At 72.1% G+C, this 25,643-nt stretch carries 21 protein-coding genes; 16 read left to right on the top strand and 5 right to left on the bottom strand.

The window, feature by feature from the left end:
• Positions 1 to 37 precede the first annotated feature (37 nt).
• From OG452_RS10825 to OG452_RS10810, 4 genes are all read right to left on the bottom strand, one after another.
• The gene (locus tag OG452_RS10825) at positions 38 to 304 is read right to left on the bottom strand and encodes a hypothetical protein (RefSeq protein ID WP_327295404.1); all 267 of its coding nucleotides are present in this window, start codon (positions 302 to 304) and stop codon (positions 38 to 40) included.
• Positions 305 to 500: 196 nt separating this feature from the next.
• Complete coding sequence (locus tag OG452_RS10820; protein ID WP_266853361.1) at positions 501 to 728, bottom strand: DUF3107 domain-containing protein; 228 nt, start codon at positions 726 to 728, stop codon at positions 501 to 503.
• A gap of 128 nt (positions 729 to 856) precedes the next feature.
• Positions 857 to 1,498, bottom strand: a complete 642-nt coding sequence (locus OG452_RS10815) for a TetR/AcrR family transcriptional regulator (protein ID WP_327295403.1) — start codon at positions 1,496 to 1,498, stop codon at positions 857 to 859.
• Positions 1,499 to 1,638: 140 nt separating this feature from the next.
• Positions 1,639 to 1,842: a hypothetical protein gene (locus tag OG452_RS10810; RefSeq protein ID WP_405565583.1), complete on the bottom strand. Its 204-nt coding sequence runs from the start codon at positions 1,840 to 1,842 to the stop codon at positions 1,639 to 1,641.
• A gap of 172 nt (positions 1,843 to 2,014) precedes the next feature.
• On the opposite strand from OG452_RS10810, the gene OG452_RS10805 reads away from it, so the two are divergent.
• The 14 genes from OG452_RS10805 to OG452_RS10740 all read left to right on the top strand — a co-directional run bounded on the left by OG452_RS10805 (position 2,015) and on the right by OG452_RS10740 (position 18,565).
• Complete coding sequence (locus OG452_RS10805; protein ID WP_327295401.1) at positions 2,015 to 2,980, top strand: alpha/beta fold hydrolase; 966 nt, start codon at positions 2,015 to 2,017, stop codon at positions 2,978 to 2,980.
• A gap of 71 nt (positions 2,981 to 3,051) precedes the next feature.
• Positions 3,052 to 4,308 carry a DUF3152 domain-containing protein gene (locus tag OG452_RS10800; protein WP_327295400.1) on the top strand — a complete coding sequence of 419 codons (1,257 nt, stop codon included), beginning with the start codon at positions 3,052 to 3,054 and terminating at the stop codon, positions 4,306 to 4,308.
• Positions 4,309 to 4,375: 67 nt separating this feature from the next.
• A complete protein-coding gene (locus OG452_RS10795) occupies positions 4,376 to 4,468 on the top strand; it encodes an Ms4533A family Cys-rich leader peptide (RefSeq protein WP_327295399.1) in 93 nt (30 codons plus the stop codon).
• Positions 4,469 to 4,641: 173 nt separating this feature from the next.
• Positions 4,642 to 6,375 carry an ABC transporter substrate-binding protein gene (locus OG452_RS10790; RefSeq protein ID WP_327295398.1) on the top strand — a complete coding sequence of 578 codons (1,734 nt, stop codon included), beginning with the start codon at positions 4,642 to 4,644 and terminating at the stop codon, positions 6,373 to 6,375.
• A 2-nt stretch (positions 6,376 to 6,377) separates the two neighbouring features.
• Complete coding sequence (locus OG452_RS10785) at positions 6,378 to 7,370, top strand: ABC transporter permease (RefSeq protein WP_327295397.1); 993 nt, start codon at positions 6,378 to 6,380, stop codon at positions 7,368 to 7,370.
• Between the two features lie 2 nt (positions 7,371 to 7,372).
• Entirely contained in the window at positions 7,373 to 8,362 is a 990-nt protein-coding gene (locus OG452_RS10780) for an ABC transporter permease (RefSeq protein ID WP_327299587.1), read from the top strand.
• A complete protein-coding gene (locus tag OG452_RS10775) occupies positions 8,359 to 10,053 on the top strand; it encodes an ABC transporter ATP-binding protein (RefSeq protein ID WP_327295396.1) in 1,695 nt (564 codons plus the stop codon). The genes OG452_RS10780 and OG452_RS10775 overlap by 4 nt, the downstream gene beginning before the upstream one ends.
• A gap of 190 nt (positions 10,054 to 10,243) precedes the next feature.
• A complete protein-coding gene (locus tag OG452_RS10770; RefSeq protein ID WP_327295395.1) occupies positions 10,244 to 11,986 on the top strand; it encodes a DUF3492 domain-containing protein in 1,743 nt (580 codons plus the stop codon).
• 223 nt (positions 11,987 to 12,209) lie between these two features.
• Positions 12,210 to 13,373 (top strand): hypothetical protein, encoded by a 1,164-nt coding sequence (locus OG452_RS10765; RefSeq protein WP_327295394.1) that lies wholly within the window; start codon positions 12,210 to 12,212, stop codon positions 13,371 to 13,373.
• A 154-nt stretch (positions 13,374 to 13,527) separates the two neighbouring features.
• Complete coding sequence (locus OG452_RS10760; protein WP_327295393.1) at positions 13,528 to 14,490, top strand: NAD-dependent epimerase/dehydratase family protein; 963 nt, start codon at positions 13,528 to 13,530, stop codon at positions 14,488 to 14,490.
• On the top strand, positions 14,478 to 15,299 hold the full coding sequence (locus tag OG452_RS10755; protein WP_327295392.1) for a spherulation-specific family 4 protein: 822 nt from the start codon (positions 14,478 to 14,480) through the stop codon (positions 15,297 to 15,299). Before OG452_RS10760 ends, OG452_RS10755 begins: the two co-directional genes overlap by 13 nt.
• Positions 15,300 to 15,361: 62 nt before the next feature.
• A complete protein-coding gene (moeZ, locus tag OG452_RS10750) occupies positions 15,362 to 16,540 on the top strand; it encodes an adenylyltransferase/sulfurtransferase MoeZ (RefSeq protein WP_327295391.1) in 1,179 nt (392 codons plus the stop codon).
• A 206-nt stretch (positions 16,541 to 16,746) separates the two neighbouring features.
• Positions 16,747 to 17,871, top strand: coding sequence for a PP2C family protein-serine/threonine phosphatase (locus OG452_RS10745; protein ID WP_327295390.1), 1,125 nt, complete (start codon positions 16,747 to 16,749; stop codon positions 17,869 to 17,871).
• Positions 17,872 to 18,055: 184 nt separating this feature from the next.
• Entirely contained in the window at positions 18,056 to 18,565 is a 510-nt protein-coding gene (locus tag OG452_RS10740; RefSeq protein WP_327295389.1) for a hypothetical protein, read from the top strand.
• 54 nt (positions 18,566 to 18,619) lie between these two features.
• Here OG452_RS10740 and OG452_RS10735 read toward each other — a convergent pair whose 3' ends face one another.
• A complete protein-coding gene (locus OG452_RS10735; RefSeq protein ID WP_327295388.1) occupies positions 18,620 to 21,460 on the bottom strand; it encodes a flippase-like domain-containing protein in 2,841 nt (946 codons plus the stop codon).
• A gap of 221 nt (positions 21,461 to 21,681) precedes the next feature.
• On the opposite strand from OG452_RS10735, the gene OG452_RS10730 reads away from it, so the two are divergent.
• A complete protein-coding gene (locus OG452_RS10730) occupies positions 21,682 to 22,041 on the top strand; it encodes an MGMT family protein (protein ID WP_327295387.1) in 360 nt (119 codons plus the stop codon).
• Positions 22,042 to 22,248: 207 nt separating this feature from the next.
• Positions 22,249 to 25,590: an ATP-dependent helicase gene (locus OG452_RS10725; RefSeq protein WP_327295386.1), complete on the top strand. Its 3,342-nt coding sequence runs from the start codon at positions 22,249 to 22,251 to the stop codon at positions 25,588 to 25,590.
• The last annotated feature ends 53 nt before the right edge of the window (positions 25,591 to 25,643 follow it).

Raw genomic sequence — 25,643 nt, 5'->3', positions numbered from 1 at the left:
GGGCCCTCCCGGGGCTGGGCGGCGGCCGTGGCGCGGGCTACACCGCCGCTGACCGCCGGATCCGGTGGCCCGGGCGGAGCAGCAGGGAGAGCACCACCGCTCCGATCACCACCGCGCCCAGCAGGACCACCGGGCCGTGGCCGGGGCCGAGTGCGGAGCGGGTGAGGAAGGCGCCGAAGAGGGCGCCGACCGGGCCCGTGGCCAGCACCACGTGCCGGGACGGCAGGCGGGTGGGCAGCTTCCGTGTCGCGTACCAGGCCAGCGCCAGGCCGAGCAGTACTGATGCGAGGGCTTCCCAGAGCATGTCGTCCCTTCCGCGCGCCGCTGTGAGTCAGCTGTGAGCCGACTGATCCTTTACTGATGTCGGTCTTACCCGGCGGCCGTGGAACGCAATCCTTGGCGCCGCCGGACCACACGCACGGGAACGGCCCGGCGGTCGTGTTGACCGCCGGGCCGTTCCCGTCGTCCGTCCTGCCGCTGTGCGGCCTGCGGAGCTCTGCCTAGAGAGCGCCGAACCCGACCCGGCGGGTCGCGGGCTCGCCGAGCTCCACGTACGCGATGCGGTCGGCAGGTACCAGGACCTTGCGGCCCTTGTCGTCCGTGAGGCTGAGCAGCTGCGCCTTGCCGGCCAGCGCGTCGGCAACCGAGCGCTCGACCTCCTCGGCGGACTGCCCGCTCTCCAGAACGATCTCCCGGGGTGCGTGCTGAACCCCGATCTTGACCTCCACGGCTATGTCCCTCCGACGGTCGTGCGGTGCGCGGTCAGCCGCGCCGTACGCAGCACACATTAGCCGGGCCCGGCGGCCCGTAAGACGTCAGCACCGCACGCCCGCAGCGAACACGGCCCCGGCCCGGGTCAGCTCTGGTCGCTGCCGTGCAGCGGGAAGCCCGCGATGCCGCGCCAGGCCAGCGAGGTGAGCAGCTGCACCGCCGTGTCGCGCGGGATGCCCGACTCGCTGGAGAGCCAGTAACGGGCCACCACCTGGGAGACACCGCCGAGAGCCACGGCCAGCAGCATCGACTCCTCCTTGGAGAGCCCGGTGTCCCCGGCGATGATGTCCGAGATCGCCTCGGCGCACTGGAGCGAGACCCGCTCGACGCGCTCGCGCACGGCCGGCTCGTTCGTCAGATCGGACTCGAAGACCAGCCGGAACGCGCCGCCCTCGTCCTGGACGTACGCGAAGTAGGCGTCCATCGTCGCCGCCACGCGCAGTTTGTTATCCGTGGTCGACGCCAGGGCCGTACGGACCGCCTGGAGCAGCGACTCGCAGTGCTGGTCCAGCAGGGCCAGGTAGAGATCGAGCTTGCCCGGGAAGTGCTGGTAGAGCACGGGCTTGCTGACACCGGCACGCTCGGCGATGTCGTCCATCGCCGCAGAGTGGTAGCCCTGCGCGACAAACACCTCCTGGGCGGCGCCCAGCAGCTGATTCCGTCGTGCGCGGCGCGGCAGCCGCGTACCCCGCGGACGTGCTGCCTCGGTCTGCTCGATGGCTGTCACGCCGCCTCCCAATGATTGAACAAGCTCAGTTGAACAAGCACACGCTGGTGCGTCGCTGCCCGCCATCGTACTTTTGGGTAACCCGGCTGTGTGTTGTGCGGACGCAGAATTTCACGGACCGGACGGCCGGGGAAGCGCTGTCACCGGTAGTCGTCCTCGTCGACGGGAACCACCCGGGCCTGCTCGCTGGCGTCCGCTTCGTTGGCATTCGCGGGATCGATGCCGGTCAGCGGGTCGTCCTCCTGCGGAGTGAGATCCTTCCGCTGCTCCGCGGCGTCGGCCGGATCGGCCTCGACGTCCTCGGCGTTCTGGGGTTCCGGGTCCGTCCCGGTGCCGTCGGAGATCTTGGCATTCTCGGCATCGGAGTATCGGGGGTCCGTCCTGTGGCTCCGCTCGGTCGGCATGATTGCATCCCCTTCCCTCCCTACCGAGAGTAGGAGCCCTGGGCCCTGAGCGCGATGCGTCTGTGACCGCCAACACACGGATACCCGTGTGATCGTCTCGTAACATCGCCTTATGTCTTCGACCGAGCTGCCCGGAATCGCGGCCGCCGTCCCGGCCACAGGGGCGAGCACCGTACGGATCGCGGCGGGAGAAGCCCTGCGGACCGTCACGCTTCCCGGGCTGACGCTGACCGTGCGGTCCCGGCCCCCGGCGCGTGCGGGACTGCCGCCCGCGCTCCTCGTGCACGGGCTCGGCGGTTCCTCGCAGAACTGGTCGGCGCTGATGCCTCTCATCGACGACATCGTGGACAGCGAGGCGCTCGATCTGCCCGGGTTCGGCGACTCGCCGCCGCCGGACGACGGGAACTACTCGGTCACCGGGCACGCCCGTGCGGTGATCCGGGTGCTCGACGCGAGCGGCCGGGGCCCGGTCCATCTCATCGGCAATTCGCTGGGCGGCGCGGTCACCACCCGAGTCGCCGCCCTGCGCCCCGATCTGGTGCGCACCCTCACCCTGATCTCGCCCGCACTGCCCGACCTGCGCGTCCAGCGCACGGCCATGCCCACCGCGCTGCTCGCGGTGCCAGGGGTCGCCGGTCTCTTCCAGCGGCTCACCAAGGACTGGACACCCGAGATGCGTACCCGCGGCATGCTCGGGCTCTGCTACGGCGACCCGTCGCGCGTCAGCGACGACGGCCTGCGCAACGCGGTCGAGGAGATGGAACGGCGCCTTCGGCTGCCGTACTTCTGGGATGCCATGATCCGGTCGGCGCGCGGCATCGTCGATGCGTACACACTGGGCGGGCAGCACGGGCTGTGGCGTCAGGCGCAGCGGGTGCTGGCCCCTACGCTGCTGGTGTACGGAGTCCGGGACCAGCTCGTCTCGTACCGTATGGCCCGCAAGGCGGCTGCCGCTTTCCGCGGTTCCCGGCTGCTGTCGCTGCCCGATGCCGGGCATGTGGCCATGATGGAGTACCCGGAGCTGGTAGCGACTGCCTTCCGGGAGTTGCTGGACGACAACAACAGCAGTGGGAGCTGATCCGGGGAGTGGGACGTCACAGCCGTCGGGACGATGCGCCGCAGAGTGTGCCTCAGGGTGTGCCTCGGAGCGTGGAGGACGTCTCCGGCGATACCGCCGTTGACGGGGCGAGCCCCGGCGCCCAGGCAGGTGCGGGTGCGGGGACCGGACGCCGCAGGAGGACTTCCGGGGAGACGGCGCCGCCGCAGGTGCGCGGCGGCCATCCCCAGCAGTCCGAGTGGGACGCACCGGGTCCCGAGCGGTACGGGTCCTGGCAGGGCGTCCAGCAGCGGCGCCCCCAAGTCCCCGGCCCCCGCAAGGAGTTCGTCGAGGCCTTCACCAACCTCTCCGGTGCGGAGTCGGGTACCGGCGGTCCCGGTGCCGTCACCAGTTCCAGCCCGGTCACCGGTGCCACCCCGGTCGCCGGCTCCAGAACTCTCGACACCTCCGGAACGCCCGCCGGCTCGGCGGCTCCCGACGGCTCCGGCGTCAGCGGCAACGGAACCGGTGACACCGCAACAGGCAAGGACGGCACCGAGGGCAAGGGCGGCAAGGGCCGTACCTTCGCCGGGATCGCCGCTGCCGCCGTGATCACCGTCCTCGGGGTCGTGGTGGCCGGCCAGGTCATGGGCGGCGGCGACAGCCGCGGCGACAACCGGGCCACGGGCCCGGGCAGCCGGGCGACCGGCGAAGGGGCCGCCTCGCGCGGTGACAACCGGGTGAAGCCGAAGGCCGCCACGGTGCCGCTGACCTACACGCAGAAAATGTCCAAGCTGTATCCGCTCTCCCCGAAACTCAAGGCGTCGGGTGATTTCTCCGTGGTCGGGGGATCGGCCAAGGCGCCGGGCCATGGGCGCAAATACCGCTACCAGGTGGAGATCGAGAAGGGAATGGCACTCGACGGCACGCTGTTCGCCGACGCGATCCAGAAGACCCTGAACGACAAACGGAGTTGGGCGCACAACGGCGCCAAGACATTCGAACGTATTTCGTCCGGGCGGCCGGATTTCGTGATTACGCTGGCAAGTCCCGTCACCACCGCCGACTGGTGTGCCAAATCCGGTCTCGACACCCTCGAAGAGAATGTGTCCTGCGATTCGGCTGCCACCGACCGCGTAATGATCAATGCGTACCGCTGGGCCCAGGGATCGAAGACCTACGGGGACAGCAAGATCTATGCGTACCGGCAGATGCTGATCAACCACGAAGTCGGCCACCGGCTCGGCCACAACCATGTGACCTGCCAGACCCCCGGTGCGCTCGCGCCGGTCATGCAGCAGCAGACCAAGTCGCTGGACATCGGCGGGATCAAGTGCCGGGCCAACCCCTGGGTGTATCCCACTGGCTGAGACGGCCGTCTCGCCCTGGCGTCCATCCACGTTGACATCAGTCGGCGGGTCGTTCATATTTCTCGGCATGTCGCGTCCCGAGTCCCCCGATCACACCGCCTTTGAGCTGGTGCTGTTCGGCGTGACCGGGCACTGCGTCGCCGACATTCTCTGTCGCTGACACCGCCTGCCCCGGCGCGTGTCGGCCGTTTCCCCTGCCGCGCCCGGGCCTCTTCCACCCGCAGGCGCGGCATTTCTGTTTCCCCGGTGCTCTCTTCCGGCGCTGCTGCCTGTGCGGATCCCTGTCACTTTCCGCGTTCAGCACACTTCAGCACACCGAGAGGTGCTTCCCCGATGCGTCATCTGTCCCCGCGCACAGCGTCCGTGGCGGCCGCGAGTCTGGTTCTGGCCCTGGGCGCTGCCGCCTGCGCCGGCCCCAAGGACAGCGCCGGCGCCACGTCCGGAGCCCAGGGCGCGCCCCACAAGGGCGGCGAGCTCACCGTCCTCAACAGCGCGCCGCAGGAGGACTTCGACCCCGCGCGCCTCTACACATCGGGCGGCGGCAACGTCCCCTCGCTCGTCTTCCGTACGCTCACCACCCGCCACCGTGCCAACGGCGCCGACGGTGCGAAGGTCGTCCCCGACCTCGCGACCGACATCGGCAGGCCCAGCAAGGACGCCACCGTCTGGACGTACACCCTCAAGAAGGGGCTGCGGTACGAGGACGGCACCCCCATCACGTCCGGGGACATCAAGTACGGCATCGAGCGGTCCTTCGCCGCCGAACTGTCCGGCGGGGCGCCGTATCTGCGCGACTGGCTCATCGGCGGGGCCCGGTACCAGGGCCCGTACAAGGCGGGAGCCGACGGGAAGAAGGGCAAGAGCCTCGACTCGATCGTGACGCCCGACGACCGCACCATCGTCTTCCATCTGAACAAGCCCGAGGGCGAGTTCCCGTATCTGGCGACGCAGACCCAGACGACCCCCGTACCGAAGGCCAAGGACACCGGCACCAAGTACGAGGAACACCCGCTGTCCTCGGGCCCGTACAGGGTCGTCAAGAACGAGAACGACGGTGAGCGGATCACCCTCGCGCGCAACACCCAGTGGTCGGCGAAGACCGACAGCGAGCGCAAGGCATACCCCGACACCATCGACGTCCGCTCCGGGCTCGACTCCTCGGTCATCAACCAGCGGCTCGCCGCCTCCCAGGGCGCGGACGCCGCCGCCGTGACCACCGACACCAACCTCGGCCCGGCCGAGCTGGCGAAGGTCAGCGGCGACAAGAAACTCGCCGCGCGCGTCGGCACCGGCCACTTCGGCTACACGGACTACATCGCCTTCAACCCGGAGGTGAAGCCGTTCGACGACCCGAAGGTGCGCCAGGCCATCTCGTACGCGGTGGACCGCTCCTCGGTGATCAACGCGGCGGGCGGCTCCGCGCTCGCCGAGCCGGCCACCACCTATCTGCCCAACCAGAAGTCCTTCGGCTACACGCCGTACGACCACTTCCCGGCAGGCGCCACCGGCAACCCGGCCAGGGCGAAGGCGCTGCTGAAGGAGGCCGGTTACGCCAAGGGCCTGACCGTCACCCTGACGCACTCCAACGCCAAGGACTTCGAGACCAGCCCGGAGATCGCCACCGCCCTCCAGGAGTCCCTGAAGAAGGCCGGTATCACGGTCAGGCTCCAGGGCCTTGAGGACAACGACTACAAGGACAAGACCAAGAACGCGAAGACCGAACCGGGCTTCTTCCTCGCCCACTGGGGCGCCGACTGGCCGTCCGGCGGCCCCTTCCTAGCCCCGATCTTCGACGGCCGCCAGATCGTCAGGGACGGCGCCAACTTCAACACCGGCTTCCTGGACGACCCTTCGGTCAACAAGGAGATCGACGCCATCAACAAGCTGACCGACCTGAAGGCGGCCGCCCGGCGCTGGGGCGCGCTCGACGAGAAGATCGGTGAGCGGGCGCTGACCGTGCCGCTCTTCCACCCGGTCTACAAGCGGCTCTACGGCCAGGAGATCAGGAACGTCGTGATCAGCGACTGGACCGGTGTGCTCGACATCTCGCAGGCAGCGGTCAAGTAACCATGTCCCAGACCCTGTTGGCCGACGGAGCGGGGACCGCGGCCGCGGCCCCCGCCTCCGGGGCCCGTCAGTTCTGGCGGCGGCTGCGCGGACAGCGCGCCGCCACCGCGGCGGCGGTCGTCGTCGCCCTGCTCGTCCTGGCCGCGCTCGCCGCGCCGCTGCTCACCGCCCTGGAGGGCCAGGATCCCAACGTCTACCACCTGTCCCTCATCGACTCGGCGCGCGGCGGCGTCCCCGTCGGTCCGCTCGGCGGCATGAGCGCCGGCCACTGGCTCGGCATCGAGCCGCAGACCGGCCGCGACCTCTTCGCCCGGCTGGTCTACGGGGCCCGGGTCTCGCTCTCCGTCGCTTTCGCCGCGACCCTCGTACAGGTACTGCTCGGTGTCGCCTTCGGGATCGCGGCGGGACTCGGCAACAAGCTCGTCGACAACGTCCTCAGCCGGATCACCGACGTCGTCGTGGCGATGCCGCTGATGGTGCTCTCGCTCGCGCTGATGGCGATCGTCCCCGACACCTTCCCGCGGCCGGTGCTGGTCGCGCTCGTCATCGGCCTCGTCGCCTGGGGCGGTACGGCGAAGATCGTCCGTGCCGCGACGCTGAGCCTCAAGTCACTCGACCATGTAGCGGCGGCCCGGCTCAGCGGCTGGAACCAGTGGCAGATCGCCCGCCGCGAACTCCTGCCGACGCTGGCCGCGCCCGTCATCACGTACGCAGCCCTGCTCTTCCCCGCCAACATCTCGGCCGAGGCCGCGCTGTCCTTCCTCGGGGTCGGCGTCAAACCGCCCACCCCGTCCTGGGGGCAGATGCTCACATCGGCCGACGTCTGGTACCAGGCCGCGCCGCAGTATCTGCTGCTCCCGGCCGGGATGCTCTTCCTCACCGTCGTCTCGCTGACGGTGCTCGGCGACGGCGTACGGACCGCACTCGACCCGCGCGCCGCCTCCCGGCTGCGCATCGGCACCGGACGCAAGCGCGAGAAGGGGGCGGCGGCGTGAACATGACGGGCTTCCTGCTGCGGCGCCTCGCCGGCGCCGCCGTCACCCTCCTCGCGATCTCCGTGATCATCTACGCGGTCTTCTACGTCGCACCGGGCGACGTCGCGCAGATCACCTGCGGTCCGCGCTGCTCACCGGTCCAGGTGCACCAGGTCAGCGAGCAGCTGCGGCTGGGCGACCCCCTCTATCTGCAGTACGGGCACTTCCTCCAGGGCGTCTTCGCCGGGCGGGACTTCTCCACCGGCACCTCGGTGCTGCACTGCGACGCGCCCTGCCTCGGCCTCTCGTACCGCACCGACCAGCAGGTCACCCAGCTGATCCTCACCAAGCTGCCGGTCACCGCCTCCCTCACGTTCGGTGCGATGGTGATGTGGCTGATCCTCGGGGTCGGCACCGGTGTGCTCTCCGCCTGGCGGCGCGGGCGGCCCACCGAGCGGCTGCTCACCGGGATCACCCTGGCCGGTACCGCGACACCCGTCTTCGTCATCGGCCTGGTGCTGATGATCGTGGTGTGCGGGACGCTGGGATGGCTGCCGTATCCGCAGTACGTACCGTTCTCCGACGACCCGCAGCAGTGGGCGTGGAACCTGCTGCTGCCCTGGCTCTCGCTCGCGCTGATCGAGTCCGCCAAGTACGCGCGGCTGACCCGGGCCTCGATGCTGGAGACGCTGGCCGACGACCATGTGCGGACTTTCCGCGCGTACGGGGTCAGCGAGCGCCGCATCATCGGACGGCACGCGCTGCGCGGGGCGCTCGCACCCGTCATCGCGCTCAACGCCAATGACTTCGGCTCGATGTTCGGCGGCGCCGTACTGACCGAGTCGCTCTTCGGTATCCCCGGGATCGGACGCGAACTCGTCCACGCCGTCAATGTGGTGGACCTGCCGGTGGTGGTCGGCATGGTGCTGGTCACCGGCTTCTTCGTGGTGCTCGCCAATGCCGCAGCGGACGTGCTGTACGCGGTGGCCGACCGACGGGTGGTCCTGTCATGAGTTCCGTCCTGAACCCTGCTGTGAGTCTGGTCGACGTCAGGGACCTCTCGGTCACCTTCGACGGGTCCGTACGGGCCGTCGACGGACTGTCGTTCACGCTGGAGGCGGGCGGCGCGCTCGGCGTCGTCGGCGAGTCCGGGTCCGGCAAGAGCGCGTCCGCGTACGCCTTGCTCGGGCTGCACCGGGGGAGCGGCGCGCAGGTCACCGGGTCGGTGACGGTGGCCGGTGTGGACGTGCGGAACGCGTCGGACGCGGAGCTGCGCGGACTGCGCGGCGGGAAGGCCGCGATGGTCTTCCAGGACCCGCTCTCCTCGCTGGACCCCTACTACGCGATCGGCGACCAGATCGCCGAGGTGTACCGGGTCCATGTGAAGACCTCACGCCGGGCCGCCCGTGCGCGGGCGGTCGAGGTGCTCGACCGGGTGGGCATCCCGGACGCGGTCCGGCGCGCCAGGTCGCGACCGCACGAGTTCAGCGGCGGGATGCGTCAGCGGGCACTGATCGCGATGGCGCTGGCCTGCGAGCCGCGGCTGCTGATCGCGGACGAGCCGACGACCGCGCTGGACGTCACCGTGCAGGCGCAGATCCTCGATCTGCTGCACGGGCTGCGGCAGGAGACCGGAATGGGGCTGCTGCTCGTCACCCATGACGTGGGTGTCGCGGCGGAGTCGGTCGACGAGGTGCTGGTGATGAAGGAGGGGCGGGCGGTCGAGCGCGGGCCGGTGGCGGAAGTGCTCGGATCACCTCGCGAGCCGTACACCAGGGCGCTGCTGGCCGCGGTGCCACGGGTGGAGGCCCATCAGCGGGCGCAAGTACCGGACGTGAAAACTCAGCAGGTTCAGCGGGCGGCGGCACCGCCGGTGCGCGTACCGGGGGTGGCGGCCGGGGGTGTCCCGGAGCGGGTGGCCGCCGGCGCCGGGGGAGCCCCGCTGGTCGAAGCCGTCGGCGTACGGCGGGTGTTCGGCCGGGGCAGGTCCGCGCTCGCGGCCGTCGACGGGGTGTCGCTCGCCGTCCACCGCGGCGAGACCCTGGGCATCGTCGGCGAGAGCGGCAGCGGCAAGACCACACTCGGACGGATGCTCGTCGGGCTACTGGAGCCCACGTCGGGGCGCCTGCACCGGGCGGGCCGGGTGCAGATGGTCTTCCAGGACCCGGTGTCCTCGCTCAACCCCCGCCGCTCCATCGGCGAATCGGTCGCGGACCCGCTGCGGGCGCGCGGCGACCGGGACGAGTCGCTGATCCGGGACCGGGTCCGCGACCTGCTGGGCCGGGTCGGTCTGGACGCGGCTCAGTACGGGCGCTATCCGCACGAGTTCAGCGGCGGCCAGCGCCAGCGGGTCGGGATCGCGCGGGCGCTCGCCGCCGAGCCGGAGCTGATCGTCTGCGACGAGGCGGTCTCCGCGCTCGATGTGACGACCCAGGCCCAGGTCACGGCCCTGCTGGCCGAGTTGCAGCGGGAGCTGGGGCTAGCCCTGGTCTTCATCGCGCACGACCTCGCGGTGGTACGGCAGGTCAGCGACCGGGTCGCCGTGATGCGACAGGGCCGGATCGTCGAGGAGGGCGAAGCGGACACGGTGTACGGCGCCCCGCAGGACCCGTACACCAAGCAGCTGCTGGCCGCCGTCCCCACGCTCGACCCGGTGCTCGCCGCGGTGCGCCGCGCGGCCCGTACGGAGCTCGCTCCGGCCTGACCCCGAGTGACCGAGAGGCACCGTAGCGCCACGGAACGCTATCGGTGGGAGAAAGTTACGACGGTTCACCCCTTCTGGTGGCGCGATGGACAACCGTCCATCGCGCCACCTCTCTGTCCGCTTACGGTCGTCCCGCTGCGAGTCGCCGTCACCAACGGCGGCTGTCTGGAGGGAGAACGGGGGTGTGCTCGTGCGGACAGGACTGCTTACGGACGGTGGTTATCCGTATGCGACAGGTGAGTCACGGCTCTGGTGCGACCGGCTGGTGCGCGGTCTTGAGCAGCACGAGTTCGATGTCTACGCCCTGAGCCGCAGCGCGCACCAGGAGGCGGCCGACCGCGTCGAACTGCCGCCGCAGGTACGGCAGGTGCGCACCGCCCCGCTCTGGACCGAGCCGGTGGCGGGCCGCCCCTACGGGCGCCGCGACCGGCGCCGCTTCGCCGGACACTTCGGCGAACTGGCGGCCGCCGTCTGCGGCGGCGGGCCGGACTTCGCGGCCGGTCTCTACGGCCTGGCCGAACTGGCCAGGGAGCGCGGCGGCCTGCATACGGCGCTCCGCTCCGAGACCGCCCTGCGCGTCCTGGAGTCCGCCTGTCGCGCGCCCGGCGTGAACCGCACCGTGCAGGCCGCCGGGGTCCCCGACCACCTCGCCTTCGCCGACCTCGTCGAACGCGCGCTGCGGCCGCTCTCCCTCGACTGGTACACCGAGGACGCCCTGGGGGCGGTGGACCTCTGCCACGCCACGGCCGGCGGCACTGCCGCGCTGCCGGGACTGCTGGCCAAACGCTTCTTCGGGGTTCCGCTGCTGGTCACCGAGTACGGGGTCCAGCTCCGCTCGCACTTCCTCGCGGGCGGCGACCGGAGCGCGCCGGTAAGGGCGCTGCTCGCCGCCTTCCACCGCGCACTCGCCGCCGAGGTGTACGGGCAGGCCGCGGTGATCACGCCCGGCAACACGCACGCACGCCGCTGGCAGGAGAAGTGCGGCGCCGACCCGGCGCGGCTGCGCACGGTCTACCCCGGCATGGAGGCCGCACGCTTCGCCTCCGTGGGCGAGGGCCCGGACGCGGGCGACCCGGCGACCCTGGTCTGGGTCGGGCGCATCGAGCCCGCCAAGGATCTGATCTCACTGCTGCACGCCTTCGCCGAGGTGCGCAGGGAGGAACCGGGCGCGGTGCTGCGGATCGTCGGAGCCCCGGCCGAAGGCCCCGATGGCGCGGCCTATCTCGCCCACTGCCGGGCGCTGGCCGCGCAGTTGTTCCCCGACGAGGCGGTCGGCGCCCATGCCGTCGGCTCCAACCCCGTGGCCTTCGATGAGATCGGCGGCCCGGAGACCCCCGAACTCGCCGACGCCTACGCGGGGGGCGCGGTCGTCGTGCTCTCCAGTGTGGTGGAGGGGTTCCCGGTGAGCCTGGTGGAAGCGATGTTCTGCGGCCGGGCGACGGTCTCGACGGACGTCGGGGCGGTGGTCGAAGTCATCGGCGGTACGGGACTCGTGGTGCCGCCGCGCAACCCCCGGGCCCTGGCCGATGCCTGTCTCGCGCTGCTGCGCGACCCGGCGCGCCGGGAGCGGCTGGGGGCGGCGGCGCGTGCGCGGGCGCTCGAACTCTTCACGGTCGAACAGAACCTGGCGGCATTTCACGGCATTTACCTCGACCTCATCTCGCACTGCCCGGTCCGGCGTGCGCCGGAGCACGACACGGGGGAGCCCAGACCGTTCTCGTATCCGGCGGAGTCGCATGTCCCGGGGAACTGGACGGCGGGGGGCGCTGCCCACACCCCGAGCTGGGCGGAGCCGTGGCCGGGGGTGGGGGCGCGCTCCGGAGCTGATGCCGGTGCAAATGCCGGTGCCCAGCCGGGTGCTGTGCAGGCCGGTGCGGTGCCGGTGTCGCGGGCTGCGGGTGCGGCGGCCGCGAGGGGGGAGGGCAGCCGATGAGCGGGGGCGTACGCCGGAGCGCGTTTGTCTGTGGTGACGATGGAGGCACGGCCGGTATGGATCCCGGCACGCCCTGCGGGCCGCTCCGGCGCACGCTCCGGCTCAGGTTCAGCGCCGAGTGCGCGCCTCGGCGCGGGCCTGGCCTCGTGTCCTCCCATCTCCCGTTCCGGCCCCCACGCAGACTCCGGCCCCCACGCACCTGCCAGCGCCGAGAGGTCGCCGTATGAGCACCCCCCGTACCACCGGACCGCAGCCTCTCGACGGACCCCAGCCCCCCGGTGGGCCGCGTCCGCCCGCCCGCGCCGAGGTCTGGGACGACCGCTCCGGGGCCGTGTCGGGCGAAGCCGCCGGGCTGCCCGAATCCCCGGTGCGCAAAGGCGTACGCGGTCCCGCCGACCCCGTACGGGCGCTGATGCACCGGCACCGCGAACTGTGCGAGCAGGCCGTCGACCCGCTGGAGATCGCCGCCGGTCTCGAAGCGCACGGGATCACCGACCGGACGGCCGCCCGCTTCCGGCACCGGGACGTCTTCTCGCTCGCCGACGAGCTGTACGCCCGGGTCCCCCGGGGCGCGGACGCCGACGGTGCCGAACCGGCGCGCACTCCGGCAGCCGTTCCGCGCGCCCCTTTCGACGGACTGCTGCCCGGCGCCTGCGCCGTCGCGACGGCCATCGTGGCCGGGCTGACCCACGGCGGCGGCAGGCTCGCGGCCGAGGCGGCCGGGACGGCCCTCACCGGGCTCGCCCTCGCCGTCACCCTGCGCCGGGGCCCGTTGTGCGCCAGGGGGCGTACGGTGCCGGCCGCGCGCCTGTACGTCTGCTGGCTGATCGGCTACGCGCTCTGCGGCGACGGACTCCTCGACCAGTTCCTGCGGGGCGGCCCCGACGGACCGTGGCCGCTGTCCGGGATCGCCGTCACGGGTCTCGCCGTGGCCGTCGCGCCCGCCGCCTGGTGTGTGCGGCTCTTCGCGCGACTGGCCGGGCGGAAGCTCGCAGCCAGCCGCGGCACCGCGGAGTTCGCGGCGCACACCAGGCCGCTCGTGGTCGCCGTCACCCTGCTCTACGCGGCTGTTCCCGCCGGCCTGCTGCTGGTCCCCGGCTTCAGCCCGGGAGCCGCGGCCCTCGCCGTGCTGCTCCTCATCTCCCGGCTGCTCACCGTCCACGGCCTCCCCGACGGCGCGGCCGCCGCGCTCGCATCCGCCTGCGCCGGGGAGGCGCTCGCCCTTGCGTCCGTCCTCATCGGCCGCCTCCCCGGCTGCCGGTTCATCGCCGCGCCCGTCGACGCCCTGGGTGCGGCAGCCGTATCCGCCGTCGTCTGCGGAGCGGTGGCACTCGCCCTGCTGGTGCACGCCACCGCCGCACTCTCCCGTGCCTCGGCGCACGCCTGAAGCGGCGGCCGGCCACCCGCCGGACCGCCGCCCCCGAAACTCCCGCGGAGCCGACGCCGCGGGCCGACCACCCGGCAACACCTCAGTAAGGAGAACGAAAAATGAGCCCCGACCTTCCAGCACCGTCCCGTCGGTACCGAGAGGCGGCCGCGCGATGAGGGTGCTGCTGCTCGGAGCCAACGGATATCTCGGCCGCTATGTGGCCGACCGCCTGCTCGCCGATCCCGCCGTGCACCTCACGGCCCTCGGACGCGGCGACGACGCCGACGTCCGCTTCGACCTCGCCAGCGGCAGCCCGGGAGCGCTCACCCGCTTCCTGGACGCCGTGCACCCCGGGGTCGTCATCAACTGCGCCGGAGCCACCCGCGGCGGCGCCCGCGATCTGACCCGGCACAACACCGTCGCCGTCGCCTCCGTCTGCGAGGCGCTGCGCCGCAGCACCTGCAACGCGCGGATGGTGCAGCTCGGTTGCGCCGCCGAGTACGGACCGAGCCAGCCCGGTTCGTCCACCGCCGAGGACGCGGTCCCGCGCCCCGGCGGCCCGTACGGGGTCTCCAAGCTGGCCGCCAGCGAGCTGGTGCTCAACTCGGGCCTCGACGCGATCGTCCTGCGGGTCTTCTCACCGGTCGGTCCCGGCACCCCCGCGGGCTCCCCGCTGGGCCGGCTTGCCGAGGCGATGCGCCGTGCGATGCAGGCGGGGGACAAGGAGCTGAAGCTCTCCGGGCTCGGCGTCCAGCGCGACTTCGTCGATGTCCGGGACGTGGCGCGCGCCGTCCATGCCGCGTCGCTCTCCGCCGCCCAGGGCGTCGTCAACATCGGTACGGGCCACGCGGTGAAGCTGCGCGACGCCGCCGCAGTCCTGGCCAGGGTCGCCGGATTCGGCGGCACGCTCCACGAGCTCGACGCGCCCCAGCACCGCCACTCGGGCCTGGTCGCGCCGCGCCCCTCCGAGCCGGTCATGGACCATCTGGCCGCGCCGTCCCCGTACCCGGACGGCTGCGGCGGCTGGCAGCAGGCGGACGTGCGCACCGCCCGTGACCGGCTCGGCTGGCGCCCTCGCATCAATCTGGAGGAGTCGCTCGCCGATATCTGGATGGAGGCGGCATGCCGCATCTGACCCCGGGCGCGACTCTCTCGGCCGAGCTGGGCTTCGGCGTACCCGGGTACGCGCACCCGCTGGTCGCGCCGGTCGAGTGGGCCGAACTGGCGCGCCCGGGCACGCCGTTGCACTGGGTCGTCCTCAACGTCGCCAACGGCCCCGGCACCCGGCCCGACCCGCACTGCCTGGCGGCGGCGGGCCGGCTCCGTAACGCGGGCACGCGTGTGCTCGGCCATCTCGACATGGCCCATGGCACCCGTACCTTCGGGGAACTGATCGCGGAGGCCCACCGGTTCGCCGACTGGTACCGCACCGACGGGTTCTTCCTCGACCGGGCCCCGGCCGACCGCGCCGACCTGCCCGAGACCCGGCGGATCGCGGATGCCCTCAGGTCGGTGGCGGGGCTCGGCGGCCGTCTCGTACTCGGACACGGCGTGCACCCGTACCCCGGATACGCCGAGACCGCCGACCAGCTGGTCACCTTCAGCGGCCCCTGGACGGACTACCGCTGGTCGCAGGTGGCGGAGTGGACGGCCGATTACGACCCGTCGCGGTTCGCCCACTTCGTGCACGGCGTCCCGCGCACGCATCTGGAGGAAGCCGTCCGGATCGCCCGCTGGCAGGGGGCGGGCACGATCTTCTTCACGGACCGGACGGACCGGACCGATCGCGCCGACCGCACCGGCGAGACCGATCGCACCGGCGGGGCGGAGGGCGCTGCCGACGGCTCCGTCACAGGCCGGCCCGAGGAGAGCGCCCCATTCGAGGCACTGCCCGGCTACTGGGACGAAATCGTCTCGCGGATCGGACCTGGTGTCTCGGAATGAGGAGGGGCGTGGCAGTGTTACGGAAGAACCATCGTACGTAGATACCGACCAACGGAGTCCCCGTGTCGCTGCCACCCCTGGTCGAGCCAGCTGCTGAACTCACCGTCGATGAGGTCCGCAGGTACTCCCGCCACCTGATCATCCCCGACGTGGGGATGGACGGACAGAAGCGGCTGAAGAACGCCAAGGTGCTCGCCGTGGGCGCGGGCGGCCTCGGCTCGCCCGCCCTCATGTATCTGGCCGCTGCCGGTGTGGGCACGCTGGGCATTGTGGAGTTCGACGAGGTCGACGAGTCGAACCTGCAGCGCCAGATCATCCACAGCCAGGCCGACATCGGCCGTTCCAAGGCCCAGTCGGCCAAGGACACGGTTCTAGGGATCAACCCCCTGGTGAATGTGATCCTTCACGAGGAGCGGCTCGAAGCCGAGAACGTGATGGACATCTTCTCGCAGTACGACCTGATCGTGGACGGCACGGACAACTTCGCCACCCGCTACCTGGTCAACGACGCGTGCGTGCTGCTCAACAAGCCGTACGTCTGGGGCTCGATCTACCGCTTCGACGGTCAGGCGTCGGTCTTCTGGTCCGAGCACGGGCCCTGCTACCGCTGCCTCTACCCGGAGCCGCCGCCGCCCGGCATGGTCCCCTCCTGCGCCGAGGGCGGCGTGCTCGGCGTGCTCTGCGCGTCGATCGGCTCCATCCAGGTCAACGAGGCGATCAAGCTGCTCGCCGGCATCGGTGAGCCGCTGGTCGGCCGGCTGATGATCTACGACGCCCTGGAGATGCAGTACCGCCAGGTCAAGGTCCGCAAGGACCCCGACTGCGCGGTCTGCGGTGAGAACCCCACCGTCACCGAGCTCATCGACTACGAGGCCTTCTGCGGCGTCGTGTCCGAGGAGGCCCAGGAGGCGGCGGCCGGTTCGACGATCACTCCCAAGCAGCTCAAGGAGTGGATCGACACCGACGAGAAGATCGAGATCATCGACGTCCGTGAGCCGAACGAGTACGAGATCGTCTCGATCCCGGGCGCGAAGCTGATCCCGAAGAACGAGTTCATCATGGGCACCGCCCTGTCGGACCTCCCGCAGGACAAGAAGATCGTCCTGCACTGCAAGACGGGTGTCCGCTCGGCCGAGGTACTGGCCGTGCTGAAGTCCGCGGGCTTCGCGGACGCCGTCCACGTGGGCGGCGGCGTGATCGGCTGGGTCAACCAGATCGAGCCGGAGAAGCCGGTCTACTAGACCGGAGCACCACTGCGTCGAAGGGGCGGCCCGCACGGGATGTGCGGGCCGCCCCTTCTTCTGCGCGCTCCCGCTTCTGTGCGCCCCCGCTTCTGTTCCGTGCTCCCGGGCACGGCTGTGCCGCTGTGCTGCCGTCGGGTCGGCGCTACTGTGAGAGAGGGTCGACAAAAGCCGCATATCCGCCATCCGCCAGATGGGATCTGCCCATGCCGCTCGCCCGCAGCCTTACGCGTCTGCTCGTGGAGCGGGACACGACGCGCAGGGAGCGTGCCCTGTTCCTGGTGTTTCTGCTCGTTGTGCTGGCCGTGATCGTGGGCGTGGAGTCCGTGACCCCCGGAGACCTGCGGGTGGTGCTGTTCGCGAGTCTGGTCCCGCTCGTGGGGGCCCTCGTGCTGAGCGTTCTGGCCACGGCAGCGCTCGCCACCCTGGCCGGCATCAGCATCGCCGTCTCGTACCCCCTGTTCGCACCGCACGAGCACAACCCGGCGCAGATGGCCGTCGTGCTCGCCGCTACCTGGACGGTCGGGATGCTCGCGCTGCTGATCGCGCGGCTCGGCTCCCAGCGCCAGTCTCTGCTGGAGCGGACCCGCGGAGCCGCTGAGGCCGTCCAGCTCGCGCTGCTGCGGCCGTTCCCGCTGCGCACCAAGGACTTCGAGGCGTACGGGGCCTACCTCGCGGCGGACGAGTACGCGCGGGTGGGCGGCGACCTGTACGAGCTGATCGAGTCGCCGTTCGGGACCCGGGTGCTCGTCGCCGACGTGCGCGGCAAGGGGCTCGACGCGATCAACGCGGGCGCGGCCGTGCTGAGCGCCTTCCGGGTGGCGGGATACGAGGAGCCGGGACTGTCGGAGCTGACCCGGCGCATGGAGAACATACTGGACCGCTACAACGAGTACGCCGAGACCATCGGCCAGGAGCCGCGCCATGTCACCGCGCTGCTCGTGGAGTTCGCGCCGGACCGGCAGCGGATGCGGCTGGTCAACTGCGGTCATCTGGAGCCGTTCGCCGTCTGCGATTCCGGTGCGCGGCAGGTCGGTCTGGGGGAGGCCGGACTGCCGCTGGGGCTCGGCTTCCTGGTCCCCGACGGGGAACGGGCGCGTTCCGTCGTGGAGACGCGACTGCCGTACGGGGACCGGCTGCTGCTGTTCACGGACGGGGTCACGGAGGCCCGGGACGGCCGCAGGGTGTTCTATCCGCTGGCCCGGCGGCTGGAGAACTGGACCGGTCTGGAACCGGCCGCTCTGGTACGGGAGATCGAGCAGGATCTCCACCGGTACGTCGGCGGGCGGCTCCAGGACGACGCGGCGATCATGGTGATCGCCGCCCGCTGAGCCGGTCCGGGGCCGGGGCACAAGGGACACAAGGGGGCCCGTACGGGCCGCACTTCGAGCGTCGCGCTCGCCGCGGGGCCGGGACATTTGTCCTGCCGGAGTGCGGACTCTTCGCTCTGCCGCCGGAGGCACCCGGCGCGGGAAGCTTCTCGTGTCGGAAACGAAGCCTCAGGGGGAACCGGAAATGACCGCAGTGAGCACGGAGCAGAGCACCGCACAGAGCACCGCACAGAGCACGTCGCGGATTACGGAGCAGAACACGGCGCCGAGCGCGCCCGTTCCGGTCGCCGCACCCGCCCCGGTCGAGATCAAGCCGCTGCCCAACTGGTACTTCCCGATCGTCGGCACCTTCGCGGGGGTCTTCGACATCGCCCGGGCCTACCCCGTCGCGTACTGGCTGATCCCGGTCGTCGCCGTGCTGAACCTGACGCTCTCGCTCACGGTCCTGCGGACCCGGATGCGCTTCATGCGGGCGCTCTGGAAGAACAAGCGCACCCGGCTGCTGGCGGTCGGCCTGGTCGCGCTGCGATTCGCGGTCCGGGGTGCGCTGGGGCTGGCCGGATTCGCTGTGGGGGCGGCCGCCGGCAGCGTACTGATCGGTGTGGTGATGGCCGTACTGGGCACGGCGATGGCGTGGGGCGACCAGTGGCTGATCCTGCGGACGCTGGAGCGGAGCCGGACGCAGGGCGCCTGAACGACGGCGCGGACCGCGGGCCCGCCGGCCCCCGCTCCCGCCCCGGACGGCCTCCTAGAGCGCCCCCCTGCGCGTCAGATAGTTGAAGCACAGCCAGCCGGGCAGCACCGGAAGCCAGAACGTCAGCAGCCGGAAGAGCAGCACGGCGGCAGCAGCGGTCCCCGGGTCGACGTGAGCGATGATCAGCGCACCGGTCAGCGCCGTCTCGACGGCCCCGACCCCGCCGGGGGTCGGTACGGCGGAGCCCACCGCGTTCGCGGTCAGGAAGACCACCGCGATGCTGGCGTAACTTATGGTCGAGCCGCCGCCGAAGGCCCGGATCGAGGCGTCGAGGCACATCACGAACGTGCCGGTCAGCAGCAGCATCCCGCCGATACCGGTGACCAGCTTGCGGGGCTGCTGAAGTACGTCGAGCATGCGCGGCACCACCCCGGCGAACAGCGAACGCACCCGCGTGACAACGAACTTCCGCAGGAACGGCACCGCCGTCACCACCAGGGCGAGCACCGCGGCCGTCAGCAGACCGGCGATCACCGTACGGGACGGGGTCAGCGACGGGGTCTGTTCGGTGCCCGTCACATAGCCGAAGATCATCAGCAGCAGGATGTGGCTGCCGAGCCCGAAGAGCTGCGAGGCACCGACACTGGCCACCGCGAGCCCGGGGCGCACGCCCGCGCGCTGCAGGAAACGGGTGTTGAGCGCCACACCGCCGACCGCCGCGGGCGCCACCAGCTTCACGAAGGACCCGGCGACCTGCGCCGACACGGCCCGCAGGAACGGCACCTTCTCCGGTACGAAGCCGAGCAGGCTCATCGCCGCCGCCACGTAACTCACCGCGGAGAACAGCACCGCCAGGGCGACCCAGCCCCAGCGGGTGGTGGTGATCAGCTGGTGGTAGGGGATGTTCGCGAGCTGCGAGAGCAGGAAGTACGCGGCGACGGACCCGGCGATGACCGTGAACAGGGTGCGGACCTTGACGCGTTCGAGCCGTACCGGTTCGGCGTGCGCCTGCGGACGGATCAGCAGCACCTGGTGGCGGATCTGCGAGAGCAGGTCCTCCTCACGCGCTCCGTCCAGCGCGTCGTCGATGGCCTCCTTCTCGGCCTTCTTCTCGGCACGTGCGGCCTTGCGGCTGTCGCCCGGTTCCGCTTCGGGCCCGGCCTTCGCCCGTTTCGCCGTCTCCGACGCCTCGATCACGGCTTCGCGCTCGCGCTGCGCCCGCTCGCGCGCCAGCTGGCGCAGGGTCGCCCGGGTGGACCGGCTCAGCGCCAGCGGCTGGAGCAGCGGCAGGCTGTCGGCCACCTTGTCGGGTCCGATGACCGCCACTGCGGACGCGACCGAGCGCTCGGCCCCGGCCCGCAGCCCCAGCGTGGTGAGCAGCTGCGCGATGTCCATGCGCAGCACGATGTCGCTCGCGGCGATCTCGCCGCCGCGCAGATCGGTGAGGATCACCCGGCCCGCCCGGTCCACCAGGATCGCTTCGCCGACGAGCCTGCGGTGCGCGATGCGCCGGGACTGCAGGGCCTGCATCTGCCGCCAGGTGTTCCGCATCAGCTCGTCGGTGATCTCCTCGTCGGGCAGCGAGTCGAGGGAGCGGCCGCCGGTGTGCTCGTACACGAGCATCACCGCGTCGGGGCCCAGCTCGGACGTGGCGATCAGCTTCGGTGCGTTGGCCCCGGCGGCGATGGCCGCGTACGCGAGGAGCGCCTCCTGTTCCAGGGCCTGGCGCAGCGACTGGATGGAGCGGCCGGTGGAGATGGACCGCAGGGTGAGACGGCGCCACACCCGGTAGAAGAAACCCTGCGCCTGCTGCTCCCGGTCGACGACCGTGACATCGAGCGGCCCGCCGTCCTCCAGCGTGACGAAGTAGCGGCGGCCCCGGTCGCCCTGCTCAGCCGAGTCGGGGATGTCCTCGGCGCGCATCGCGCTGATCGGATTGAAGCCGACGTGCCGCAGCCCGGCGAGCAGCTGGCGGCCGGTCGGGCGGACGTTGGGCGAGCCGACCGCGTACAGCGTGCCGTAGGCGACGGTCCAGCCCAGCAGGATCGTCACGATGATCGAGAAGGGGGTGGTCTGCCGGCCGACCAGCACAGCGAAGGCGTTGACCAGCAGCACCACCCAGAGCGCCACCCGCCAGCGCGGCCTGCGGGCCATGCCGACTGCCGTCATATAGGCGATGACGGGGGCGAGATAGCCGTGCACGGGGTCGGTCAGCGTGCCGTTGGCGAGGGACTGGGTGAGCGCCTCGGTGATCGACTTGGGTGCGGCCTTGGCGACCCAGAGGTCGGTGGCGAGCGCCGCGCCGTGGGCGAGTACGGCGGCCAGCACGCCGTCCGCGATCCGCAGGCCGTCGCGTTTGACCAGCCGTTCGATCGCGAAGGCGACCGGCAGGATCAGTATGGCGATGGACGAGAAGAGACCGGCGAGCTTGAGCAGCAGATCGGGGGTCTGGACGGTTCCGTTGTGGATGTCCTGGGCGAGCCCGGATGTCGTGCCGTGGGCGAAGGCGGCGATGGCGAGGACCAGCGCGATGGCCAGGATGCCGGTGAGCAGGCGCAGCAGATCGGACGGGCGGTGCACCCGGGCGGCGAGCAGCGGCTCGTCGCCGGAGACCCGGTCGATGGGGGTCGACCCGCCGAACTCGGGCGGTGCGGCCGGGCCGGGGTGCGATCCGGTGGCGGGCGGTGCGGCCGGGCCGGGTTGCGATCCGGTGGCGGGCTGCGATCCGGGCTCCGGGTGTGATCCGGGCCCGGATTCCGTACCGTCGGCCGCGCCGGGGTCAGCCCCCGGCCGGCCCTGGCGGCCCGGGCCGTCGCCCCGCCCCGGGCCCGTCTCCGGTCCGCCCGGAGGGGTTTCGGAGTCGGGGGCGTTCGCCGCCTCCGGTGGCTCCTGCACGCCTGGCCCCTCCGTCGGTTCCTTCTTGTCTCGTATCACTGCGCTCCACCTCGGGGTGCTGGGCCCGTGGGCAGAGCGGCCGGGCGCTGCTCCCGGGAAGCCCGGCCACCGCCCGGACGATGGTGGCATGTCCGGGCGGCCGGGGAGGGCATCAGGGCCCCTTTGTGGAAAATGGCCCGCTCTGTGGCAGGCCCGGCGCGTTGTCGGTGCTGTGGTGCAGGATGGGCCGGGTGAGTGCTGAGCTGCCGGAGTACGCGGAACGGGTGCTGGACGTCGCGGAGCTGATCCCGCCCGGCCGCGTGATGACGTACGGGGACATAGCCGAATGGCTGGGAGAGGGTGGCCCGCGCCAGGTGGGCCGGGTGATGGCCCTCTACGGCGGCGGAGCCCCGTGGTGGCGAGTGGTGCGTTCGGACGGTGCGCTGCTCACGGGCCACGAGGTGCGGGCGCTGGAGCACTACCGCGCTGAGTCCACCCCGTTGCGGGACGCGTCGCGGGCCGCGCGGGAAGCGGACGGCCACCTGCCGCGCCTGGACATGCGGCGGGCGCGGTGGGACGGCGGCGACGGGGCTCATGTCTGACAGCTTCCGCCATTCGGCCCTCCCGCGGGTGGTCTGAGACCCGTACGGAGTACAGTCGCCGGTCGCTGTCGTCCCGGCCACAGTCGTCCCGGTCACCCGGCCGGGCGGCGTAGCGTCGGCGGGGCACCCAGGGCACCGCGGCGCACACTCCGCACCCGTTCTTCCCGTCCGCACACCCACGCACCCCTTCCAGGACCGGCGATCCACGTGAGCACCTCCACTTCCCACCGGGTACGGCAACGGGCCCCGGGCGCGTACCGACTGGTGCGCACCCCGCCGGGCACGGTCGATCCACCCGTACTGGACGCACGGCAGCGTGCGGTGGTTGATCACCGCACCGGGCCGCTGCTGGTCCTGGCCGGGCCGGGCACGGGCAAATCCACCACGCTGGTGGAGGCCGTGGCCCGGCGCATCGCCGAGGGGGCGGACCCCGAACGGATTCTCGTCCTCACGTTCAGCCGCCGGGCCGCGGTGGAGCTGCGCGACCGGATGGCCGTACGGATCCAGGGCGGCGGGCACGGACCGCTCCCCGGTGCCGGGGTGTCCGGTGCCGGATCCAGGGTCGGCACCTACGGTCCGCAGGCGACCACCTTCCACTCCTTCTGCTACGCCCTGGTCCGCGCCCACCAGGACGCCGACCTCTTCGCCGAACCACTGCGGCTGCTGTCAGGACCCGAGCAGGACGTCGCGGTACGGGAACTGCTGGCCGGCCAGATCGACCTGGGCCGGATCCGCTGGCCCGACGAGCTGCGGGCCTGCCTGACGACGCGCGGCTTCGCCGACGAGGTGCGCGCGGTGCTCGCCCGCAGCCGGGAGCTGGGCCTCGGCCCGGAGACCCTGGCCGCGTTCGCCGACCGCACGGGGCGCCCCGACTGGCACGCGGCGGCCGGGTTCCTCGCCGAGTACCTGGACGTCCTCGACGCGCAGGGCGTCGTCGACTACGCGGAGCTGGTGCACCGCGCGGTGCCGCTCGCCGAACGCGCCGATCTCCGCTATGACGCGGTCTTCGTCGACGAGTACCAGGACACGGACCCGGCCCAGGTCCGGTTGCTGCGCGCGCTGGCGGGCGGCGGCAGGACCCTGGTCGCGTTCGGTGACCCGGACCAGTCGATCTACGCGTTCCGCGGCGCCGACGTGAACGGCATCCTGGACTTCCCCGACGCCTTCGCCCGTACGGACGGCTGCCCGGCCCCGGTCGAGGTGCTGACCACCTCACGCCGCTCCGCCACGGTCCTGCTGACGGCGACCCGGCTGCTCACCCAGCGGATGCCGCTGCCCCGGCTGCCCGCCGACAAGGTCCGCGCGCACCGGGGGCTCTCGGCGGTACGGGCCGGGGGCCGGGTCGAGGCGTACACCTATCCGACGGCCGGCACCGAACTGGACAACATCGCGGACATCCTGCGCCGGGCCCATCTGGAGGAGGGCGTGCCGTGGAACGACATGGCGGTCCTGGTCCGTGCCGGCGGCCGTTCGATCCCGGCGGTGCGCCGCGCGCTGACCTCGGCCGGGGTCCCGCTGGACATCGCGGGCGACGACGTACCGCTGCGTCATGAGCCCGCGGTGACCCCGCTGCTGACGGCGCTGCGGGCGGTGGCGGAGGCGGCGCTGGACCGGGCCGGCAGTGGTTCCGGCGATGAGAACCCGGCTGACGCCCCCGCGGCCGGGGCCCCCGCGGCCCGGCTGACCACCGATGCGGCCATCGCGCTCCTCACCTCACCGCTCGGCGGCATGGACACCGCCGACCTGCGCAGGCTCGGCCGCGCTCTGCGCGACGAGGAACGGGCGGGCGGGAACCGGCTGCCCGCGCCGTCCGACGAACTGCTCGCCCGCGCGCTGGCCGAGCCCGGACGGCTGATCGCGCACGACCCGGCGTACGCCAGGGACGCCCAGCAACTGGGCAAGCTCCTGACCAGGACCCGCGCGCTCCTGGAGAACGGCGGCACCGCCGAACAGGCCCTCTGGGAGCTGTGGAGCGGCACCGGCTGGCCCCGGCGCCTGGAGCGCGCGACGCTGCGGGGCGGCGCCGCCGGGCGCAACGCCGACCGCGACCTGGACGCCGTCTGCGCGCTCTTCGACACCGCGGCCCGCGCCGAGGAACGCACCGGTGGGCGCGGCGCGCTGAACTTCCTCGAAGAGGTCGACGCCCAGGACATCGCCGCCGACACCCTGTCGAAGCGGACCGTGCGCCCCGAGGCGGTCCAGCTCATGACCGCGCACCGCGCCAAGGGCCTGGAGTGGGGCCTGGTCGTCGTCGCCGGTGTGCAGGAAGGGCTGTGGCCCGACCTCAGGCGGCGCGGCTCGCTCCTTGAGGCGGACCGGATCGGGCACGACGGGCTCGCCGAACCGCTCAGCCCCGGTGCGCTGCTCGCCGAGGAGCGCAGGCTCTTCTACGTCGCGGTCACCCGCGCCCGCGACCGGATCGTCGTGACCGCGGTGAAGGCGCCGGCCGACGACGGGGACCAGCCGTCGCGCTTCCTCACCGAGCTGGGGGTGGAGCCGAAGGACGTCACCGGCCGCCCCCGGCGCCCCCTCGCGGTGGCCCCGCTGGTCGCGGAGCTACGTGCCACGACCGTCGACCCGAAGGCGTCCCCCGAGCTGCGCGAGGCCGCCGCCCACCGGCTCGCCCGGCTGGCCGCGCTCGCGGACGAGGAGGGCCAGCCGCTGGTGCCCGCCGCGCACCCGTACCGCTGGTGGGGGCTGTACGAGCCGACGCACTCCGCGGTCCCGGTGCGCGACCCCGCGCAGCCGGTCGCGCTCTCCGGCAGCGCGCTGGACCAGCTCGCGAACACCTGCTCGCTCCAGTGGTTCCTGGGCCGCGAGGTGAAGGCGGACGCGCCCGCCACCGCCGCCCAGGGCTTCGGCAACGTGGTGCACGTCCTCGCGGACGAGGTGGCGTCCGGGCGCACCCCCGCCGACCTGGCCGTCCTCATGGAACGGCTCGACTCGGTCTGGAACTCGCTCGCCTTCGACGCCCCCTGGAAGTCCGGCCAGGAGAAGGAGAACGCCCGCGCCGCGCTGGAACGCTTCCTGCGCTGGCACGTCATGGACCGTGCGGGCCGCGCCCCGGCCGCCACCGAGCACCCCTTCGACGTGACCCTGGAGGCCGGTGAGTACCAGGTCCGGATCCGCGGCTCCATGGACCGGGTCGAGCAGGACGCCGAGGGCCGTGCGTACGTCGTCGACTTCAAGACCGGCAAGCAGGCGCCCACGAAGGACGAGGTGGCCCGCCATCCGCAGCTCGCGGTGTACCAGCTCGCGGTGCGCGAGGGCGCGGTGGACGAGGCTTTCGGCGGCCGGCGCCCCGAGGCGGGCGGCGCCGAACTCGTACAGCTGCGGCAGGCCGCCGCCAAGAAGGAGGGCGGTGACGCGCTGCCCAAGGTCCAGTCCCAGGAGCCGCTCACGGGGGAGTGGGTCGGCGACCTGCTGGCCACCGCTGCCGGAAAGGTGCTGGACGAGCGCTTCACCCCGACGACGGGCAGCCACTGCACACACTGCGCGTTCCGCGCCTCGTGCAGCGCCCTGCCCGAGGGGCGCCACATCGTGGAGTGACGGGCGCCCGGCCGCGCGGTGCCCGGCTTCGAATGTCACAGGGCGCCGTTAGC

It is taken from the genome of Streptomyces sp. NBC_01197 (assembly GCF_036010505.1).
Taxonomy (GTDB): Bacteria; Actinomycetota; Actinomycetes; order Streptomycetales; family Streptomycetaceae; genus Streptomyces.
The sequence above is the reverse complement of the archived record's forward strand: the minus strand, read 5'-3'. Positions and strand labels throughout refer to the sequence as shown.

Bases quoted from the DNA above. Each gene is read 5' to 3' on its own strand.
- OG452_RS10755 (WP_327295392.1), top strand. From the start codon at position 14,478: ATGCCGCATCTGACCCCGGGCGCGACTCTCTCGGCCGAGCTGGGCTTC.
- OG452_RS10765 (WP_327295394.1), top strand. From the start codon at position 12,210: ATGAGCACCCCCCGTACCACCGGACCGCAGCCTCTCGACGGACCCCAG.
- OG452_RS10795 (WP_327295399.1), top strand. From the start codon at position 4,376: ATGTCGCGTCCCGAGTCCCCCGATCACACCGCCTTTGAGCTGGTGCTG.
- OG452_RS10760 (WP_327295393.1), top strand. From the start codon at position 13,528: ATGAGGGTGCTGCTGCTCGGAGCCAACGGATATCTCGGCCGCTATGTG.
- OG452_RS10805 (WP_327295401.1), top strand. From the start codon at position 2,015: ATGTCTTCGACCGAGCTGCCCGGAATCGCGGCCGCCGTCCCGGCCACA.
- OG452_RS10740 (WP_327295389.1), top strand. From the start codon at position 18,056: ATGACCGCAGTGAGCACGGAGCAGAGCACCGCACAGAGCACCGCACAG.
- OG452_RS10790 (WP_327295398.1), top strand. From the start codon at position 4,642: ATGCGTCATCTGTCCCCGCGCACAGCGTCCGTGGCGGCCGCGAGTCTG.
- OG452_RS10730 (WP_327295387.1), top strand. From the start codon at position 21,682: ATGGGCCGGGTGAGTGCTGAGCTGCCGGAGTACGCGGAACGGGTGCTG.
- OG452_RS10745 (WP_327295390.1), top strand. From the start codon at position 16,747: ATGCCGCTCGCCCGCAGCCTTACGCGTCTGCTCGTGGAGCGGGACACG.
- OG452_RS10775 (WP_327295396.1), top strand. From the start codon at position 8,359: ATGAGTTCCGTCCTGAACCCTGCTGTGAGTCTGGTCGACGTCAGGGAC.
- OG452_RS10825 (WP_327295404.1), bottom strand. From the start codon at position 304: ATGCTCTGGGAAGCCCTCGCATCAGTACTGCTCGGCCTGGCGCTGGCC.
- OG452_RS10785 (WP_327295397.1), top strand. From the start codon at position 6,378: ATGTCCCAGACCCTGTTGGCCGACGGAGCGGGGACCGCGGCCGCGGCC.
- OG452_RS10780 (WP_327299587.1), top strand. From the start codon at position 7,373: ATGACGGGCTTCCTGCTGCGGCGCCTCGCCGGCGCCGCCGTCACCCTC.